The organism is Kitasatospora sp. NPDC088134 (assembly GCF_044741705.1).
In the GTDB taxonomy this organism is placed as follows: Bacteria; Actinomycetota; Actinomycetes; order Streptomycetales; family Streptomycetaceae; genus Kitasatospora.
On the sequence record NZ_JBIUTD010000004.1, the window covers coordinates 207,820 to 225,596 of the forward strand.

Below are 17,777 nucleotides of genomic sequence, written 5' to 3' on the forward strand. Positions count from 1 at the left end.
CGGCGCCCGGCAGTTGACGGACCGTCCGTCTGCAAATCGCCTGACAGTCCGCAGGGCCGCGCCTACAGTCGGGGTCATGATCAACGAGAGCCCGGTCGAGCCGGTGCGCGCCCACGAGGCCGAGACCTGCGCGGACCCGAGCAGCGTGATGACGCTGCTCGCGGAGAACGCGGACCACACCACCTACCGTTCGAGTTTCGCCGAGGGCGCGGTCGGCGCCCCCGCGCACTTCCACACCCGGGCCAGCGAGCTGTTCTTCGTGCTGGACGGCGCGCTGCGGGTGCTGGTGGACGACCGGGTGGTGGTGCTGGAGCAGGGCGACTTCCTGGCCGTGCCGCCGCGCACCCCGCACGCCTTCGCGGCCGCGCCCGGCCGCACCGCCGACGTGCTGTTCACCTTCACCCCGGGCCTCGGCCGCTTCGACTACCTGCGGCTGCTCGGCCGGGTGATGCGCGGCGAGGCCGACCCGGCGGAGATCCGGGAGTCCGCCGAGCGCTACGACAACCACTACGTGGACAGCCCGGTGTGGCGGGCGGAGCTGGCGTGACCGGCGACGGCGCGATCGGCCCGGCGACGCACGTCCGGCACGCCCGCCCGTCCCGGGACCTGGCGGCGGCCGAGCGGTTCTGGACCGAGGGCCTGGGCCTGTCGGTGCTGTGGCGGACCACCGAGCGGGGGCCGGGCGAGCACGACCTGGTGATGGTCGGCTTCCCGGGCGGCAGCTGGCACTTCGAGCTGACCCGCGACCCGGAGCGCCCGCTGGCGCCGACCCCGACGGTGGACGACCTGTTCGTGCTGTACCTCGGCGAGCCGGTGGCCGAGGAACTGGTGGAGCGGCTGGTGGCGGCCGGCGGCCGCCGGGTCCCCGCGCACAATCCGTACTGGGACGAGTTCGGCGTCACGGTCGAGGACCCGGACGGGTACCGGCTGGTGCTGAGTTCGCGGACCTGGGGCTGAGAGGACGATTCGATGACGGACGAACTGCGGGCGCACGCCCTGTCCTTCGGGCCGGTGGCGGCCCTGTACAACGCGGCCCGGCCGTCCTACCCGGACGGGCTGTTCGACGAGCTGGAGCGGCTGGCGGGCCGCCCGCTGCGCGGCGCGGACGTGCTGGACGTCGGCGCGGGCACCGGCATCGCGACCCGGCTGCTGGCCGGGCGCGGCGCCCGGGTGGTGGCGGTGGAGCCGAGCGGCGAGATGGCGGCGGTGCTCCGCGAGGCCGGGCCGGGGACACCGGTGGTGAAGGCCGGCGGCGACGAACTGCCGTTCCACGACGCCTCGGTGGACTTCGTCACGTACGCGCAGGCGTTCCACTGGACCGACCCGGCGAAGTCGGTCCCGGAGGCGCTGCGGGTGCTCCGCCCGGGCGGCGCGCTGGCGCTGTGGTGGAACGTGAAGGACCGTCAGGCCCCGTGGGTGAAGGCCCAGGAGGAGCGGCTGTCCGCCGCGCTGCCCAGCTACCACTACTACGGGGGAGTGATCGCGGGCGCCGACGCGTTGACGGCCGCGGGCCTGGAGGCCGGCCACGCCCGGCTGCACTGGGAGCGGCAGGTGACGCTGGACAGCCACCTCGCCGACCTCACCTCGCGCTCCTACTTCGCGGTGCTGGACGAGGAGCGCCGGGCCCCGGTGCTGGCCGCCGAGCGGGAGGCGCTGCTGGCCGAGTTCCCGGACGGGCTGATCCCCGAGCCCTACGACCTCGACCTGTTCACGGCCCGCCGCCCGTAGAGCAGTCCGGCCCCGCCCGTACTGACCGCATCGCGGACACCGGGTCCGGCAGCGGTCGGTGCGGGCGTAGGCTCGACAGCCCCGGAAAGTCTCCTGAAGGAGCGGCAACGATGCCCCAGCTGAGGTCCAACACGGTCACCCAAGGTCGCAACATGGCGGGCGCGCGCGCCCTTCTGCGCGCCGCGGGCGTAGCCCGCGAGGACTTCGGCAAGCCGATCATCGCGGTCGCCAACTCGTTCACCGAGTTCGTCCCGGGCCACACCCACCTGCAGCCGGTCGGCCGGATCGTCTCCGAGGCGATCAAGCAGGCGGGCGGCATCCCGCGCGAGTTCAACACCATCGCGGTCGACGACGGCATCGCGATGGGCCACGACGGCATGCTGTACTCGCTGCCCTCGCGCGACCTGATCGCCGACTCGGTCGAGTACATGGTGAACGCGCACTGCGCGGACGCGCTGATCTGCATCTCCAACTGCGACAAGATCACCCCCGGCATGCTGATGGCCGCGCTGCGCCTGAACATCCCGACGGTCTTCGTCTCCGGCGGCCCGATGGAGGCCGGCCAGGCCACCCTGGTCGACGGCACCGTCCGCAAGCTGGACCTGGTGGACGCGATCTCCCAGGCGGTGAACGAGAACGTCTCCGACGCGGACATCTCGATCATCGAGGAGAACGCCTGCCCGACCTGCGGCTCCTGCTCCGGCATGTTCACCGCCAACTCGATGAACTGCCTGACCGAGGCGATCGGCCTCTCGCTGCCCGGCAACGGCTCGCTGCTGGCCACCCACACCGGCCGCCGCGCGCTGTACGAGCAGGCCGGCCGCACGATCGTCGAGATCACCGACCGCTACTACGGCGGCGACGACGAGTCGGTGCTGCCGCGCAACATCGCCACCCGCGCCGCGTTCGAGAACGCGATGGCGCTGGACATCGCGATGGGCGGCTCCACCAACACGATCCTGCACCTGCTGGCCGCCGCCCAGGAGGCCGAGGTCGACTTCGACATGCGGGTGATCGACAGCATCTCCCGCAAGGTGCCCTGCCTGTCCAAGGTCGCCCCGAACGGCTCGTACTACATGGAGGACGTGCACCGGGCCGGCGGCATCCCCGCCATCCTGGGCGAGCTGTACCGCGGCGGCCTGCTGCACGAGGACGTGCACACCGTGCACTCCGACTCGCTCGCCGAGTGGATGAAGACCTGGGACGTCCGCGGCGGCTCGGCCTCCGCCGAGGCCGTCGGCCTCTGGTACGCCGCCCCGGGCTGCGTCCGCTCCGCCGAGGCGTTCAGCCAGTCCGAGCGCTGGGACACGCTGGACACCGACGCCGCGGGCGGCTGCATCCGCAGCGTCGAGCACGCCTACTCGGTCGAGGGCGGCCTCGCCGTGCTGTACGGCAACATCGCCGAGGACGGCTGCGTGGTGAAGACCGCGGGCGTGGACGAGTCGATCTGGCGCTTCCGGGGCAAGGCCGTGGTCTGCGAGTCCCAGGACGAGGCGGTCGAGAAGATCCTCACCAAGCAGATCGCCGAGGGCGACGTGGTGGTGATCCGCTACGAGGGCCCCAAGGGCGGCCCGGGCATGCAGGAGATGCTCTACCCGACCTCCTTCCTGAAGGGCCGCGGCCTGGGCAAGGCGTGCGCGCTGATCACCGACGGCCGGTTCTCCGGCGGCACCTCCGGCCTGTCGATCGGCCATATCTCCCCGGAGGCGGCCTCCGGCGGCGCGATCGCGCTGGTCGAGGACGGCGACCCGATCACCATCGACATCCCGGCCCGCACCATCGAGCTCGGCGTCTCCTTCGAGGAGCTGCACGAGCGCCGGCTGAAGCTGGAGGCCGCGGGCGGCTACCGCCCGAAGACCCGCGAGCGGCACGTCTCGGCGGCGCTCAAGGCGTACGCGGCGATGGCCACCTCCGCCGACAAGGGCGCCGTCCGGGACGTCTCCAAGCTGGGCTGACGCCCCGCGCGCCGTCCGGGGGCGGGCGGCCCCTCGTGGTGATAATCGGACCGTGAGTACGACGCGTACGCCGGGCTCCGCGACCACCGCGACCGGGGCCCCCGCCCCCGCCCCGATCCGCTTCTTCGGCACCACCTGGGTGCACCGCGACGGCTCCTACTGGCTGCGCCGCGCCCTGGTCCCGCTCGGCGCGCTGGCGGCCACCGCCGCCGGGCTGCTCGCCCTGCGGCTGGGCGTCTCCGGGGTGAGGATCTCCGGCGCCGCCCCGCTCACGCTGCTGCTGATGCTCGCCATCGGCGTCTGCAACGCGCTGGCCGGGCTGCGGAACTGGAAGATCCTCACCGAGGGCCGGGAGTCGCTGACCGGCTGGATGGCCGAGGAGAAGCCGCTGGCCGGCGTCTGGCTGGTCGGCTTCGCCGGGGCGCTCGCCGCCTACTTCGCCCGCAGCCTGGTCGAGGCCCCCGGCGAGGGCCTCAAGCGGGCCGTCCTCGACCAGGAGACCGCCACCTGGCAGCGCCGCCGGGCCGCCCGGGCGGACCGCGAGGCCCGCAAGGCGGCCCGGCGGCGGGCCTGATGGACCGTCAGCTACGGCTGGCGGTGCCGCACTTGTGGTCCCCGCTCTCGTCGAGCGGCCTGCTCCAGTCGTACGGGTCGACGGTCGGCCCGCCCGAGGGGCCGTTGCCCGCGACGCCCCGCTCGATCAGGAACGACGGCCGCAGGTAGCCGCCGTTGAACCCGCAGACGGTGTTGTTGCGGCTGCTGGACCACTGCTTCAGCCAGAGCCGGTCCTTCTTCACCTGGTAGCGCGCCGGGTCCGCGAACCGGAAGTCGACCTTGCGGCGGACGATCTCCCGCTGCACGTCCACCGCGCCCGGATCCGCCCGCACCAGGCCCACCGGCTTCGCGATCGATCCGCCACCGGTCGGCTGCTGCTCGGGCGCCGGGGCCGAGGGCGTCGCCTTCCCCACCTGCGGGCCCGGCCGCAGCGCGTACACGAAGGTGACGTCGGCGTGCACCAGCATCCCCTGCTCGCCGTCGCCCTCGAAGGTGATCAGGCCCTGCACCTTCACCTCGTCGGTCACCGGGACGGCGAAGGCCGGGTCGAAGCGGCTCGCCCAGCTCGCCGGGTCGTGTTCCTCGGTCGGGTGGCTCAGCTCCTTCGTCAGGATGTCACTGGTCCCACGGTCCGTCAGGTCCACCGCGGTCTGCGGGTACCCGCCCGCCATCACCTGCGGGTCCATGTTGGCCGCCACCAGGAACGCCTTCGCCAGCGCCAGGTCCTTGGCCACCCGGTCCTGGTCGAACACCCCGACCGCGGTCGCGGCCGGCAGCGCCAGCCCGTCCGGCCCGGCCGGCCAGGAGTCGGCCGGCGAGCCCGCCCACGGGTGCTCCGGCGTGGCGGTCGCCGGGGCGACCTTCGGCGGCGCGCTGCTCGGCACCGCCGTCGCCGCGCCCAGGGTCGGCAGCGCGGCGGACTCCGGCACGCCGGTGCTGTGCTTCTCGGTGAACGCCAGGCCGACCAGCACCAGCACCGGGACCAGCAGCACCAGCAGCGCGTTGCGCACCCCGTGCCGGCGCGGCGCGGCGCCGCCGACCGGGCGGGCCCGCCGCCGCCAGCGGGAGCGGCGGATCTCGGTGACGGGCCGCCAGGGCTCGTTCTCCGGCGGCGGTTCCTGCTGCCAGCGGGCCGTCAGCATCCGGGCCCGCCCGGACGGTTCCTTCACTCCTGCGGCCCGGACGAACTCCTCGTCCAGCACCAGCCCCTCGAAGGGGTCGTGTTCCTGCGGCCCGCCGGTCCCCGGTCCGGGCTCGTCTATTGTCGGCACGGCCGGAAGTATGCCGACCATCTCCGACACGCCCGACACCGGGGGGCGGTAAGGCAGCTGTCGTCAGGTCAGCGCCTGCGGGCGGCCTTCACCGAACCGACCACGCCCGCGACCACCAGCAGCAGCCCGGCCGGCAGCAGCGAGGTGAAGAAGGCGCCGAACAGGCCCGCGCTGCTCAGGAAGAGCAGCGCCACCGTGTTCAGCACCAGCAGCGCCCCGGCGGCGGGCAGCGCGGACTGCCACGGGTGCTCGTCCGCCCAGCGGCGCAGCCGCCGGTCGCCGCCCCCGCGCAGCCGCCCGCCGACCGTGCCGACCAGGAAGAAGAAGAACAGCCCCAGGCCGACCGGTCCGGCCAGCAGGTCCGTCGACCAGTGGCCGGTGATCACGTCCACGCCGAGCGCGGCCCCGCCGACCACCGCGCCGACTGCCGTCGCCGTCCGCCACGGTCCGAGCGTCGCCGCGGCGACGGCGACCTGGCGGCTCTCACGTCCTGACAACTCTCCGTGTCCCATGCCTCCACGGTGCCCCCCGCCCGCCCCGGGCACCAGTGCCCGGGCCCCTGAGATTCCCCCTAGGTCCCACCGCCCGGTTCGCCGGGCGGCTCGCAGGGTGGACGTCCGCGCCGGGGCGGGGGCGTTCCGGGCAAGATGGCGGCCAGGAACCGCAGCGCACGGAGGCACGCACCATGAGCGACAGCAGCACCGCCGGCCGGAGGATCGCCTTCCTCGGCACGGGCAAGATCGGCGAGGCCCTGCTCTCCGGCCTGCTCCGGGCCGGCACCGACCCGGCGGACGTGCTGGTCACCGCCCGCCGCCCCGAGCGCGCCACCGAACTCGCCGACCGGTACGGCGTCGCCACCGCGACCAACGCGGAGGCCGCCAAGCTCGCCGACACCCTGATCCTGGCCGTCAAGCCGCAGGACATGGGCGTCCTGCTGGAGGAGCTGGCCGAGCACGTGGCCGCCGACAAGCTGGTGGTCTCGGCGGCGGCCGGCATCCCGACCGCCTGGTTCGAGGAGCGGCTGGCCCCCGGCACCCCTGTGGTCCGGGTGATGCCCAACACGCCCGTCCTGGTCGACGAGGGCATGAGCGTGATCTCCGGCGGCTCGCACGCCACCGAGGCGCACCTGCGCCGCACCGAGGAGATCTTCCGCTCGGTCGGCAAGGCGCTGCGCGTCCCGGAGAGCCAGCAGGACGCCGCCACCGCGCTGTCCGGCTCCGGCCCCGCGTACTTCTACTTCCTGGTCGAGGCGATGATCGACGCGGGCATCCTGCTCGGCCTGCCCCGGCAGGTCGCGCACGAGCTGATCGTGCAGTCCGCGATCGGCGCCTCGGTGATGCTGCGCGACTCCGGCGAGCACCCCGTCAAGCTCCGCGAGGCCGTCACCTCCCCGGCCGGCACCACCATCGCGGCGATCCGCGAGCTGGAGAACCACGGCGTCCGGGCCGCGATGCTGGGCGCCCTGGAGGCCGCCCGGGACCGCTCCCGGGAGCTGGCCGGCGGCGGCAAGTAGGCTCGGCGCACGTGAGCGACGACGTGAGTTACGACCTGCTGATCCTCGACAACGACGGCGTGCTGGTGGACAGCGAGCCGATCTCCAACCGGGTGCTCGCCGAGTACCTCACCGAACTGGGCTTCCCCACCACGGTCGAGGACTCCTACCGCGACTTCATGGGCACCGCCGCGCACACCGTGCACGACGTGATCGCCGAGCGGTACGGGGCGACCCTGCCGGCGGGCTTCGACGAGCTGTTCCACGACCGGGTGTTCGCCGCCTTCGCGGACGAACTCCGGCCGGTGGCCGGGGCGGAGGAGCTGCTGACCCACCTGCGGGAGCGCGGCGTCCGCTACTGCGTGGCCTCCTCCGCGCACCACTCCTGGATCCGCACCGCGCACCGCCTCACCGGCCTGTCCGGGTACTTCACCGACGAGCTGCTGTTCTCCGCCCAGGACGTCGGCGTCGGCAAGCCCGCCCCCGACCTGTTCCTGCACGCCGCCCGCACCATGGGCGCCGACCCGGCCCGCTGCCTGGTCCTGGAGGACAGCCGCAACGGCGTGCTGGCCGCCCGCGCCGCCGGCATGGACGTGTACGGCTACGCCGCGCTCACCGACCCGGCCAAGCTCACCTCGGCCGGGGCCACCGGCCTGCTGGCCGCCCTCGGCGAGGCGGTCGCACTGCTGCCGAACTGATCCCGTCGGACCCCTCCCGCCGCCGCCGCCGACCGCCTACGCTCTGCCCAACATCTTCGTACCGGCCGGTAGCGTCGGTGGTGAGCGAGGTCCCGATGCTGGTCACGGCCGCGGCCGAACCCACGGCGCGACTCCGGCAGGCCCGGGTCGCGCTCGCGGTCTCCTTCTTCCTCCAGGGCACCACCTTCGCGCTGCTGGTCACCTGCATCCCGGAGCTCCAGAAGCGCTACGGCCTGAGCGACTCGCTGCTGCCGGTCTTCCTCGCCGCCGTCCCGATCCTGGCCGGCGCGGGCTCGATCGGCTCCGAGACGCTGGTGAAGCGGACCACCGCGCGCGGCGTGCTGCGGGTCGTCCAACCCGCGCTCTGCCTCACCCTCGGACTCACCGGCCTCGGCTCGCAGCTGTGGCAACTCGCCATCGCACTGGGCCTGTTCGGCCTGCTGGTCGGTGCGCTGGACGCCTCGATGAACATGCTCGGGGTCGGCCTCCAGCACCGCTACGGGCGCAGCATCATGATCGGCTTCCACGCCGCGTTCAGCCTCGGCGGTATCCTCGGCGCCGCGATCGCCGGGCTCGGCGCGCACTGGGACGCCGGGCTCCCGACCCTGTTCGGCGGCGCGGCCGTGCTGCTGGTCCCCGCCGCGCTGGTGGCCGGCCGCCGGTTCGCCGGGCCCGCCGAACTCGGCGACGCCGTCCGGGAGGCCGCCGAACTGGCCGCCCGCCGGATCCCCTGGAAGCCGCTGCTGCCGCTGTGCGCCGCGATGGCCTTCGCCTACATCGCGGACGCCTCGGTCTCCAACTACAGCGTCAAGTACCTCACCGACGGCCTGCACAGCCGCGAGGACCTGGCCAAGCTCTCCTACCTCGGCTACATGGTCGCCATGCTGCTCGGCCGGACCGTCGGCGACCGGGCCGTGCAGCGCTTCGGCGCCGTCCCGGTGGTCCGCACCGGCGCGGCGGTGGCCGGGGCCGGCTTCCTGGCCGCCGCGCTGGCCCCCGGCACCTGGGCCGGCATCCTCGGCTTCACCGTCCTCGGCCTCGGCATCTCCTCGATCATCCCGCAGGTTTTCGCCGCCGGCGGCCGCCTCCTCCCGCACGCCAGCGACGCCGCCGTGGCCCGCCTCAACCTCTTCAACTACGTCGGCTTCCTGGTCGGCTCCCCCCTGGTCGGCGCCCTCGCCCAAGCCTCCAACTACCGCTGGGCCCTCTGCGCCCCGATGCTCCTGATCCTCGCGATCATCCCGCTCGCCCCCCACTTCGCCCCGGCCCCGACCACCCAACCGGACCTCGCCGAGACCCCGGCCTGAGAGCCGGGAGCGAGCAGCGGAGCAGGGTGACGCGCCGTCAGGCGGCTGGGCGGTGGCGGAGGGTTTCGCGGGCCAGGCGGAGGGCTTCGCGGGCGCGGGTGGGGCCGGTGCCCGGGGGGACGGGGGCGGGCGGCCGGTCGGTGCAGGGGGTGCAGGGGCCGGGGCGGGGGACGAGGTCGTGGCAGGTGGGGCAGGTCGGGGGTGGTGGGGTGCGGGGGACGGGTGCGGGTGGGAGTTTGTCGGTCAGGCGGCGGCGGAGCAGGGCGGCCGGGGAGTGGACGCGTTCGGGGAGGCCCGGGAGGAGGGCGGCGGCGAGGTCGCTCGCGGTGCTGCCGTGGTCGAGCCACCGGGCGACCAAGGGGGCGAGGCGTTCGGCTTCGGCCTGGCCGATCCGCAGGCGCGGTTCGGGGCGGACGGCCCGCAGCAGGGCGGCGACCGCGTCGCGGCCCCGGTCGTCCAACGGCGGCAATGACGGCAGTGGGGGCAGTGGCGGCAATGACGGCAGCGGGGGCAGTGGCGGCCGAGGGGGCCGGGGCGGCCGGGCCGGTTGCGTCGGCCGCGTCGGTCGCGTCGGTTCGGGGCGGGGAGGGAGGGGGGTTTCTTTCTCCCGTTCCTTTGTCTTTGAGGGCGCGGGTCCACCGGGTTCCGGCGCACCGGGTGCCGGAAAGTCGCCACCCGGTGCGCCGGCGGGCCGGGGGACGTCGTGGACGTGCTGCACGGAGACGATCCGGCCTTGCGGCATCCGGGTCTTGACGACGTGGTAGTACCCGGCGGTGGTCAGTTCGCGCAGGGCCCGCCGGATCGATCCGAGGCTGGCCCGGAAGCGTTTGGCCAGTTCCTCGGCGGTCTCCCGCCAGCCGTCGGGCCGGGAGAGCAGGTACCCGAGCAGCCCCCGGGCGGCGAGCGAGAGGTCGGCGCGCTGCAGCATTTCGTTGGGCAGCACGGTGAAGTGGCGCGCGTGGGCGCTACGATGAATGTGCAAGGGAGGTCGTGTCTCCTGAGCCGTGCCCCGGGGTGTTCCCGCACCGCCGGGGCAAAACTTTTCGTTGATGTCGTCGCGGAACGTAACACGTCGGTGACCCGTCCGGCGAAGCGGTCGAAATGCGGTGCGCATTCGATCGGTTGGGGTCCGGAACGGTCGGCCGTCCGGTCTCCGCGAGGTTGTTCCCGCTACGGTGGGGGCCATGGCGGAAACCACCTGCGGACTGCACCTGTTCTGGGACGAGGCCGAGACCGGCTACGACTTCGGGCCGGGGCATCCGATGGACCCGACCCGGCTCGCGCTGACGATGCGTCTGATCGAGTCGCTGGAGCTGACGAAGCAGCCCGCGGTGCGGGTCCGGTCGGCCCCGGCGGCGGGGGAGTCGACGCTCCGGCTGGTGCACACCGCGGAGTACGTCGAGGCGGTGAAGCGGGCCGCCGCCGACCCGTCCGCCACCGACGACGCGCACGGGCTGGGGACGGACGACAACTGGGCGTTCCCGGGGCTGCACTCGGCGTCCGCGCTGATCGCCGGTCAGTCGGTGGCCGCCGCCGAGGCGGTGTGGCGCGGCGAGGTCCCGCACGCGGTGAACTTCGCGGGCGGCCTGCACCACGCGATGCCCGGCCGGGCGTCCGGGTTCTGCGTCTACAACGACCCGGCGCTGGCGATCGCCCGGCTGCTGGAGCTGGGCGCCGAGCGGGTGGTCTACATCGACGTGGACGTGCACCACGGCGACGGCGTGCAGCAGGTGTTCTGGAACGACCCCCGGGTGCTGACGATCTCGCTGCACGAGAGCCCGTCCACGCTGTTCCCGCAGACCGGCTGGCCGACCGAGACCGGCGGCCCGGATGCCGAGGGCACCGCCGCCAACCTGGCGCTCCCGGCCGGCACCGGTGACGCGGGCTGGCTGCGCGCCTTCCACGCGCTGGTCCCGGAGCTGGTGGCGGCGTTCCGCCCGCAGGTGATCGTCAGCCAGCACGGCGCCGATACCCACGTGGAGGACCCGCTCGCGCACCTCGCCGTCACCGTCGACGCCCAGCGGATCGTCGCCGAGGCGGTGCACCGCCTGGCCCACGAGCACGCCGGCGGCCGCTGGGTGGCCACCGGCGGCGGCGGGTACGCGGTGGTGGACGTGGTGCCCCGGACCTGGACCCACCTGGTCGCCACCGCCGCCGGGCAGCCGGTCGACCCGGCGACCGAGACCCCCGAGGAGTGGCGGGCCGAGGTGTACCGGCTGACCCGCCGCCCCGCCCCGCAGCGGATGACGGACGGCGCCGACCCGCGCTGGTCGGACTTCCAGGACGGCGGCTACGACCCGGCCGACCGGCTCGACCAGGCGATCCTGGCCGCCCGCCGGGCCGTCCTGCCGCACCACGGGCTGATCCCGTGAGCGCCCGCGACCGGCTCCGCGCCCACCTGCTGAAGCACCGGCTGGCCGGGCCCGAGGTGCCGACGTCCCGGCAGAACAACCTGCGGCACTACCGGCTGTTCGCGCAGGCCGACCCCAAGTCGCTGATGGGGCTGGCCCCCGAGCCCCGCCGGGACGAGGCCGAGGTGCTGCGGCTGATGGTCGAGCGGGTCGGCGTGCACCCGGACCCGGCGTACCTGGAGGGCCCCGACTCGATCGACCCGGAGCTGGTGATCGCCGCGCTGGACCGCCTCGCGCTGCTGGTCCGCCGCACCGCCGACGAGCGCGGCAGCGTGCTGGCCGGCACCGGGCACCCCACCAAGCTGGCCGGCTTCCACGACGCGCTGGCGGGCGCACTCGAAGCGGCGGGCTGCACCGTGCACACCCCCGCGCGGGGCGTGCGCTTCCGCGAGCCCACCCCCGAGGGCGAGCGGCCCCGCTACCTGGACCTGGTCGGCCGGGTCGTGGTGATGCGTGCCCTGGACGGCCCGGACCGCCCCGGCCGGCCCGGCCCCGGCGACCTCGCGCACACCCACTCCCCGCTGCCCGTCCGGCTCGCCCTCACCGCCCTCGCCGACGCCGGTCACCGCCCGCCCGACCTGGTGCTGGGCGACCACGGCTGGCTCTGCGGGGCCGGCCGGCTCGGCATCCCGGCGGGCGGCATCGCCGACTGCAACGACGTCGCCCCGTTCGCCGCCGAGGCCGACGGCCTGGTCGAGGTGGTCGTCCCGCTGGAGGACGGTTCGGTCCCGGACTGCTACAGACCACTGAGCGACTACGTACTGCAACGGGCGGACCTCGCACCGTACAACAGCTGAGGCCCCCCCTCTTCCCACCCGTACCACGCATAACTACTCTGGGGATACACGTGTGCCGGTGGAGTCACCGGAGGGGAAGCCGGTGCCTTGCACACGGGTAAGGGTCGGGTGATGGGTCATGAGTTCCGGTGAGCGCCCCCTGCAGGATGTCGTCTTCCTGACCGTGGCCGAGGTCGCCTCGGTGATGCGGGTCTCGAAGATGACGGTCTACCGTCTCGTGCACAGCGGAGAGCTTCCGGCCATCCGGGTCGGACGTTCCTTCCGGGTGCCCGAGCAGAAGGTGCACGAGTACCTCCAGGAGTCCTACGTGCGCCTCCAGAGCGCGTAGGCTTCACCGCGTCGAAACCTTCCACGGGGCACCGATTACGGCAAACGCGACGCGGACGGTAGGCTAGGCCCTCCGTCAGTCGTATGGACTCCCGTTCTCTCACGGGCGCGGGTCCGAGTGAGCGAGGAATTTCCGTGGGCTCTGTCATCAAGAAGCGTCGCAAGCGTATGGCCAAGAAGAAGCACCGCAAGCTTCTGAAGCGCACTCGCGTGCAGCGTCGCAACAAGAAGTAACACCGCCTGCGGTCGCCTCGCGCCTCCAGGTTTCCGTCCTGCCCGTCCCGGGTCGATTCTCCGGGGCGGGCAGCGGCGTTTCCGGGAACCCGGTTTTCCCGGGCGGCTGGTGGCGTTTCCGCGCCCGCCCGGTCCGCGCGGTACGGTGCAGGCCAGGGCGGGCTTCCAGGGAGGTCGGGGCAACGTGGGCAAGGTCGTGCTCGTCACCGGCGTGGCGCGCCGGCTCGGCGCGCGGTTCGCCGGGCAGATCGCCGAACAGCCCGGGGTGGACCGGGTGGTCGGGGTGGACGCCGGGCCGCCGCCCCGCGAACTCCCGCTCGGGGTGCGATTCGTCCAGGTCGACCCGCGCCGCCCGGTGATCGCCCGGGTGATCGCCGAGCACGAGGTCGACACCGTGGTGCACCTGAACGTCACCGCGCTCGGCCACGGCGGCCGCGCCGCGGTGAAGGAGAGCAACGTCATCGGCACCATGCAGCTGCTCGGTGCCTGCCAGAAGGCCCCCGGCCTGCGCCGGCTGGTGGTGAAGTCCACCACCGCCGTCTACGGCTCCGCCCCCCGCGACCCCGCCGTGTTCGGCGAGCGGACGCAGCCCAAGGCGCTGCCCGACGGCGGCTTCGCCCGGGACGCCGCCGAGGTCGAGGGCTACGTCCGCGGCTTCGCCCGCCGCCGCCCCGACGTCGACGTCACGGTGCTGCGGTTCGCCAACATCCTCGGCCGGGACGGCGACACCCCGCTCGCCTCCTACTTCCGCCTGCCGCTGCTGCCCACCGCGCTCGGCCACGACCCCCGGCTGCAGTTCGTCCACGAGGACGACGCGCTGGAGGTGCTCCGGCTGGCCGCGCTCGGCGCGCCCACCGGCACCTACAACGTCGCCGGGGACGGCGTGCTGCTGCTCTCCCAGTGCGCCCGCCGGCTCGGCCGGCCGACCGTCCCGCTGCTGCGGCCCGCGCTCGGCGCGGTCGCCCAGCTGGCCCGGCAGCTGGCCGCCCCCGCGGACCGCGCCTTCTCCGAGGAGCAGCTCCAACTGCTCACCCACGGCCGGGTGGTCGACACCGCCCGGCTGCGCGAGGGCTTCGGCTTCACCCCGCACTGGACCACCGCCGAAGCCTTCGCCGACTTCGCCGCCCACGAGTCGCCCGGCCTGCTCCCCCCGGCCCGGCTGACCGCCGTCACCGACCGGCTGGCCGCCCTGCTCGGCGACCACCGACCCACCGACACCGAGGAGTTGAGGCCGCGATGACAGCCGCCCGGGAGCCCGCCGACCCGGCGGCCAAGGTCATCCCGATCGAGTCCGCGCCCAGCTGGACCGCCCCCGACACCCGCCCCGGGCTGGCCGACCGGCTCGCCGACGGCGTCGGCGCCGCGCTGGCCGGACAGCTCGGCGCCACCGCGACCCGGCTGCTCGGCAAGGGCTGGGAGCAGCGCGCCACCGAGGGCCTGGGCTTCCTGCGCCGCCGGCTCACCGGCGACTACGAGGTCGACGACTTCGGCTTCGACCGGGAGCTCACCGAGGAGGTGTTCCTCGCCCTGCTGCGGCCGCTCGCCGAGAAGTACTTCCGGGTCGAGGTGCGCGGCGCCGAGCACGTCCCGGCCGAGGGCGGCGTGCTGATCGTCGCCAACCACTCCGGCACCGTGCCGCTGGACGCCCTGATGACCCAGGTCGCCGTGCACGACCACGCCGACCGGCACCTGCGGATGCTCGCCGCCGACCTGGTGTTCGTGCTGCCGGTGGTCAACGAGCTGGCCCGGAAGGCCGGACACACGCTGGCCTGCAACGAGGACGCGCAGACCTTGCTGGAGCGCGGCGAGGTGGTCGGCGTCTGGCCGGAGGGCTTCAAGGGCATCGGCAAGCCGTTCGCGGACCGCTACAAGCTCCAGCGCTTCGGCCGCGGCGGCTTCGTGGCCTCCGCGCTGCGGGCCGGGGTGCCGATCGTGCCCTGCTCGATCGTCGGCGCCGAGGAGACCTACCCGATGATCGGCAACTTCAAGGCGCTGGCCCGGCTGCTCGGCCTGCCCTACCTGCCGGTCACCCCGACCTTCCCCTGGCTCGGCCCGCTCGGCGCGATCCCGCTCCCCACCAAGTGGACCATCCAGTTCGGCGAGCCGATCCCGACCGACCGGTACCCGAAGGACGCCGCCGAGGACCCGATGCTGGTCTTCGACCTCACCGACCAGGTCCGCGAGACCATCCAGCACACCCTGTACAAGCTGCTGGTGCAGCGCCGCTCGGTCTTCGGCGGCTGAGACCCCCCGGCGGCTGAGACCCCCGGCGGCACGCGGAACGGGCCGGACCTGGTGAGGTCCGGCCCGTTCCCCGTGCGCTACTTGAGGGTCAGCCCCGGCAGCAGGCCGGGGATCAGCGGCGGGATCGTGATGCCCTGCCCGTCCGCCGGGGCGGCCGGGCTCGCGCCGGCCGCCGTCGGACCGGCCCCGCCGACCGCGCCGGCCGCGGGCGTGCTGCCCGGGGTGGCGCCGGTGCCGTTGCCGGTCAGCCCGCTGATCAGGCCGCCCAGGCCGGGCTGCGGGGTGGCGGCGGGCGCCGGGGTGGCCCGGGAGGTGGGCCCGGTGCCCGAGTTCCGGCCACCGGTGGCGCCGCCGGACGCCGTGCTGCCCTGGCCGGGCGCCTGCTGCCCGGCCCCGCCGGAGGCGCTGGTGCCCCCGGTGGTGCCGCCGGACGGCTGCTGACCGCCGCCCGGGCCCGGCTGCGGGGCGAGCCGGAGCGGGGCGACGTCCTCGCTTATGTCGTCGAACAGCTGGTCCACCTTGCCGGCCTGGCTGCTCAGCCCGGCCGGGAGCTTGGACTGCAGGGCCGCCCAGCGTCCGTCCTCCCCGGCGAAACCGGCGAGTTGGCGCATCGGGGTGAGCGAGCCGTTGGTCCGGTAGACGGCGCGCAGCAGGTCGCGGCCGCGCAGTGCCTCCGCGTGCATGTCGTCGAGCGCCCGGCGGACCTGGTCCACGGTGTCGGGGCTGAGCGCCGTCGGGTCGCCGGACCGGCCGAGCAGCGACTGCGCCTCGTCGAGCCGGGTGGACGCCTGCTGGAGCAGCAGCGCGCCGCGCTCGGTGTCGTTGTCCGCCCAGTCGAGGCGGAGCCCCTCCAGGCCGCGCTTCATGCCGTACAGGGCGTCGCCGGGAAGGGCGCTGGTGGAGGCGGCGGCGGCCCCGGCGAACGAGCCCACGGCGACGCCGGCCACCAGGCCGCCGATGGCGAGCCGGCGGCCCCAGCGGGTGCCGCGGCGGGCCCGGCGGCCGCGCTGGACGGGGAGGACCGCGGTGGGGGCGCCACCGGCCCACTCCTGCTCGAACGCGGCCATCAGCTGCGCGCGTTGGACCGTCCGCGTCTCGGCGGCGAGTTCCGGGGGCGGGACCGCACCGAGCGCGTCGGCCATGGCGAGCAGTTCGGCCATGGGGGCGGAGCCGGCCCGGTGCGCGCCGCTGCTCCGGTGGTCACTCTGGTGGGCCTCCAGCGCCTCGGCGAAGGACTTCGCCCGCCGGTGCTCCAGCACGTTCGCTGTCACGGGCCACACCTCCCTTCGTCGTTTTCGACACCGTGGCCCGCCGGTTGGTTGTCCCGACAGGCCGAATCCACACCATCGGGTGACAGGCCGAAGCCAGGCTTGACGGCGGGCCCGATAGCGGATTGCACGCTGGCCAACGAGCGGCGTCGGGAGTCGGTTACGCATGACCCCCCTGGCGTATTAAGCAGAGCAGATGACCGCTCGGTCACCCGGACGTGCCCGCGCCCGGGGCGACTTGACGGTGCGTCGGCACCCGGGCGGGGCGGCGGGGGTCTGTGCGCTCTCGCGTCCACGGCCGCCGGATCACCTGGCGTCCGGCGGCAGCAGGCGGGCCAGCGTGCGCACCGCCCGGTACTGCAGGGTCTTGATGGCGCCTTCGTTCTTGCCCATGATGCGGGCGGTCTCGGCGACGGAGAGGCCCTGCAGGAAGCGGAGGGTGACGCACTCCTGCTGCTGGGGGTTGAGGCGGCGGACGGCGTCCAGGAGGGCGGCGTTGGAGAGGGATTCGAGCACCGACTCCTCGGGGCTGCGTTCGCACTCGTTGGAGTCGAGCATCTCGCCGGTGGTGACCTCCAGCCGGAAGCGGCTGGACTTGAAGTGGTCGGCGACGAGGTTGCGGGCGATGGTGACCAGCCAGGCCCCGAAGTCGCGGCCCTGCCAGGTGAAGGTGCCGATCCGGCGCAGGGCGCGCAGGAAGGTCTCGCTGGTCAGGTCCTCGGCGGTGGCCCGGCTGCCGACCCGGTAGTAGATGTACCGGTAGACGGTGTCGGCGTAGTGGTCGTAGAGCCGGCCGAAGGCCTCGCTCTCGCCGTTCTGGGCCCGCTCGACCAGCTCGACCACCGGGTTGTGCTCGGTGTCGTAGCCGGGGCCGGAGGGCGCGCTGCGGGCCCGGCCGCGGGTGCCGGGGGCGGGCACCGTGCGGCCGCGCGGCGCGGTGGTCGGGCCGCCGGTGCCCGGGCCGTTGGCCGAGCCGCCGGCCGGGGAGCCGGCGGTGGTGGACCCGGGCGCGGTGGAGCGCAGCAGGGGCGCGGCGAACGTCGTGGGCGCGACGGGCGCGGCGGCGAACGCCGGGCCGGCCACCGCGGGCTGGGGGACCAGCAGCTCGAACTCGCGGATCGCGGCCCACAGTCGGTCCAGCCGCACGCCGCGGCGCAGGGTGGCGGTCGACGGGCGGGAGGTGGCTGGCGCGTCGTTCCGGACGGGTGGGTACACGGGACTCCCAGAGGCAGAACTGTGGACGGATCACCTCCGCCGGGGCGGAGAGCACGCCGCACACCACCCGCCGCGGGGACGCTGGGGTGGGGTGCATTCAGGAGAGAATAACGCTTTGTGCAATGACAGCTACACCGCGTGGTCGAAGTGGTCGGATGAGGTCCACTTCTTGCGCATATTCACCTGTCAGTGACCGGAGTTGGCGGCATCCATCCGGCTCAATGTGACCAGTTGTGCACGTCAGGTGACCGAACGGTGGCCTTCCGGGCGGGTTT

The 17,777-nt window shown here is 74.2% G+C and carries 19 protein-coding genes; 14 read left to right on the plus strand and 5 right to left on the minus strand.

The annotated features are described in order from the left end of the window. Positions 1 to 76 precede the first annotated feature (76 nt). The 5 genes from ACIOHG_RS08795 (at position 77) to ACIOHG_RS08815 (ending at position 4,257) form a co-directional block, all read left to right on the plus strand. Positions 77 to 547, plus strand: coding sequence for a cupin domain-containing protein (locus tag ACIOHG_RS08795; protein ID WP_400707987.1), 471 nt, complete (start codon positions 77 to 79; stop codon positions 545 to 547). Next, positions 544 to 957 carry a VOC family protein gene (locus tag ACIOHG_RS08800; protein WP_400947182.1) on the plus strand — a complete coding sequence of 138 codons (414 nt, stop codon included), beginning with the start codon at positions 544 to 546 and terminating at the stop codon, positions 955 to 957. Before ACIOHG_RS08795 ends, ACIOHG_RS08800 begins: the two co-directional genes overlap by 4 nt. A gap of 12 nt (positions 958 to 969) precedes the next feature. Further along, a complete protein-coding gene (locus tag ACIOHG_RS08805) occupies positions 970 to 1,728 on the plus strand; it encodes a class I SAM-dependent methyltransferase (protein WP_400947184.1) in 759 nt (252 codons plus the stop codon). A gap of 110 nt (positions 1,729 to 1,838) precedes the next feature. Beyond that, the gene (gene ilvD / locus ACIOHG_RS08810; RefSeq protein ID WP_400947186.1) at positions 1,839 to 3,683 is read left to right on the plus strand and encodes a dihydroxy-acid dehydratase; all 1,845 of its coding nucleotides are present in this window, start codon (positions 1,839 to 1,841) and stop codon (positions 3,681 to 3,683) included. Positions 3,684 to 3,735: 52 nt separating this feature from the next. Next, on the plus strand, positions 3,736 to 4,257 hold the full coding sequence (locus ACIOHG_RS08815; RefSeq protein ID WP_400947189.1) for a hypothetical protein: 522 nt from the start codon (positions 3,736 to 3,738) through the stop codon (positions 4,255 to 4,257). A 7-nt stretch (positions 4,258 to 4,264) separates the two neighbouring features. On the opposite strand, the gene ACIOHG_RS08820 is transcribed toward ACIOHG_RS08815, so the two are convergent. Beyond that, on the minus strand, positions 4,265 to 5,509 hold the full coding sequence (locus ACIOHG_RS08820) for a hypothetical protein (protein ID WP_400947191.1): 1,245 nt from the start codon (positions 5,507 to 5,509) through the stop codon (positions 4,265 to 4,267). 68 nt (positions 5,510 to 5,577) lie between these two features. Then, positions 5,578 to 6,021: a hypothetical protein gene (locus tag ACIOHG_RS08825; protein WP_400947193.1), complete on the minus strand. Its 444-nt coding sequence runs from the start codon at positions 6,019 to 6,021 to the stop codon at positions 5,578 to 5,580. 173 nt (positions 6,022 to 6,194) lie between these two features. On the opposite strand from ACIOHG_RS08825, the gene proC reads away from it, so the two are divergent. The 3 genes from proC to ACIOHG_RS08840 all read left to right on the plus strand — a co-directional run bounded on the left by proC (position 6,195) and on the right by ACIOHG_RS08840 (position 9,006). Next, positions 6,195 to 7,022, plus strand: a complete 828-nt coding sequence (gene proC, locus ACIOHG_RS08830; RefSeq protein ID WP_400708001.1) for a pyrroline-5-carboxylate reductase — start codon at positions 6,195 to 6,197, stop codon at positions 7,020 to 7,022. 23 nt (positions 7,023 to 7,045) lie between these two features. Then, positions 7,046 to 7,699: an HAD family hydrolase gene (locus tag ACIOHG_RS08835; protein WP_400947650.1), complete on the plus strand. Its 654-nt coding sequence runs from the start codon at positions 7,046 to 7,048 to the stop codon at positions 7,697 to 7,699. A 95-nt stretch (positions 7,700 to 7,794) separates the two neighbouring features. Next, complete coding sequence (locus ACIOHG_RS08840; RefSeq protein ID WP_400947652.1) at positions 7,795 to 9,006, plus strand: MFS transporter; 1,212 nt, start codon at positions 7,795 to 7,797, stop codon at positions 9,004 to 9,006. Between the two features lie 37 nt (positions 9,007 to 9,043). Here ACIOHG_RS08840 and ACIOHG_RS08845 read toward each other — a convergent pair whose 3' ends face one another. After that, complete coding sequence (locus tag ACIOHG_RS08845) at positions 9,044 to 9,988, minus strand: helix-turn-helix domain-containing protein (protein ID WP_400947195.1); 945 nt, start codon at positions 9,986 to 9,988, stop codon at positions 9,044 to 9,046. Positions 9,989 to 10,190: 202 nt separating this feature from the next. On the opposite strand from ACIOHG_RS08845, the gene ACIOHG_RS08850 reads away from it, so the two are divergent. The 6 genes from ACIOHG_RS08850 (at position 10,191) to ACIOHG_RS08875 (ending at position 15,019) form a co-directional block, all read left to right on the plus strand. Then, complete coding sequence (locus ACIOHG_RS08850; protein WP_400947197.1) at positions 10,191 to 11,378, plus strand: acetoin utilization protein AcuC; 1,188 nt, start codon at positions 10,191 to 10,193, stop codon at positions 11,376 to 11,378. Continuing rightward, the gene (locus tag ACIOHG_RS08855) at positions 11,375 to 12,214 is read left to right on the plus strand and encodes a phosphatase (RefSeq protein ID WP_400947200.1); all 840 of its coding nucleotides are present in this window, start codon (positions 11,375 to 11,377) and stop codon (positions 12,212 to 12,214) included. Before ACIOHG_RS08850 ends, ACIOHG_RS08855 begins: the two co-directional genes overlap by 4 nt. Before the next feature lie 118 nt (positions 12,215 to 12,332). After that, positions 12,333 to 12,542 (plus strand): helix-turn-helix domain-containing protein, encoded by a 210-nt coding sequence (locus ACIOHG_RS08860; RefSeq protein ID WP_099900174.1) that lies wholly within the window; start codon positions 12,333 to 12,335, stop codon positions 12,540 to 12,542. A gap of 134 nt (positions 12,543 to 12,676) precedes the next feature. After that, on the plus strand, positions 12,677 to 12,775 hold the full coding sequence (locus tag ACIOHG_RS08865) for a 30S ribosomal protein bS22 (protein ID WP_003948845.1): 99 nt from the start codon (positions 12,677 to 12,679) through the stop codon (positions 12,773 to 12,775). Positions 12,776 to 12,959: 184 nt separating this feature from the next. Further along, entirely contained in the window at positions 12,960 to 14,015 is a 1,056-nt protein-coding gene (locus tag ACIOHG_RS08870) for an NAD-dependent epimerase/dehydratase family protein (protein ID WP_400947203.1), read from the plus strand. Continuing rightward, a complete protein-coding gene (locus tag ACIOHG_RS08875) occupies positions 14,012 to 15,019 on the plus strand; it encodes a lysophospholipid acyltransferase family protein (RefSeq protein ID WP_400947206.1) in 1,008 nt (335 codons plus the stop codon). Before ACIOHG_RS08870 ends, ACIOHG_RS08875 begins: the two co-directional genes overlap by 4 nt. Positions 15,020 to 15,096: 77 nt before the next feature. Here the strand turns inward: ACIOHG_RS08875 and ACIOHG_RS08880 are convergent, their stop codons facing one another. After that, positions 15,097 to 16,290, minus strand: a complete 1,194-nt coding sequence (locus ACIOHG_RS08880; RefSeq protein WP_400947208.1) for a DUF5667 domain-containing protein — start codon at positions 16,288 to 16,290, stop codon at positions 15,097 to 15,099. Positions 16,291 to 16,593: 303 nt separating this feature from the next. Then, the gene (locus tag ACIOHG_RS08885) at positions 16,594 to 17,502 is read right to left on the minus strand and encodes an ECF subfamily RNA polymerase sigma factor, BldN family (RefSeq protein ID WP_400947211.1); all 909 of its coding nucleotides are present in this window, start codon (positions 17,500 to 17,502) and stop codon (positions 16,594 to 16,596) included. Positions 17,503 to 17,777 lie beyond the last annotated feature (275 nt).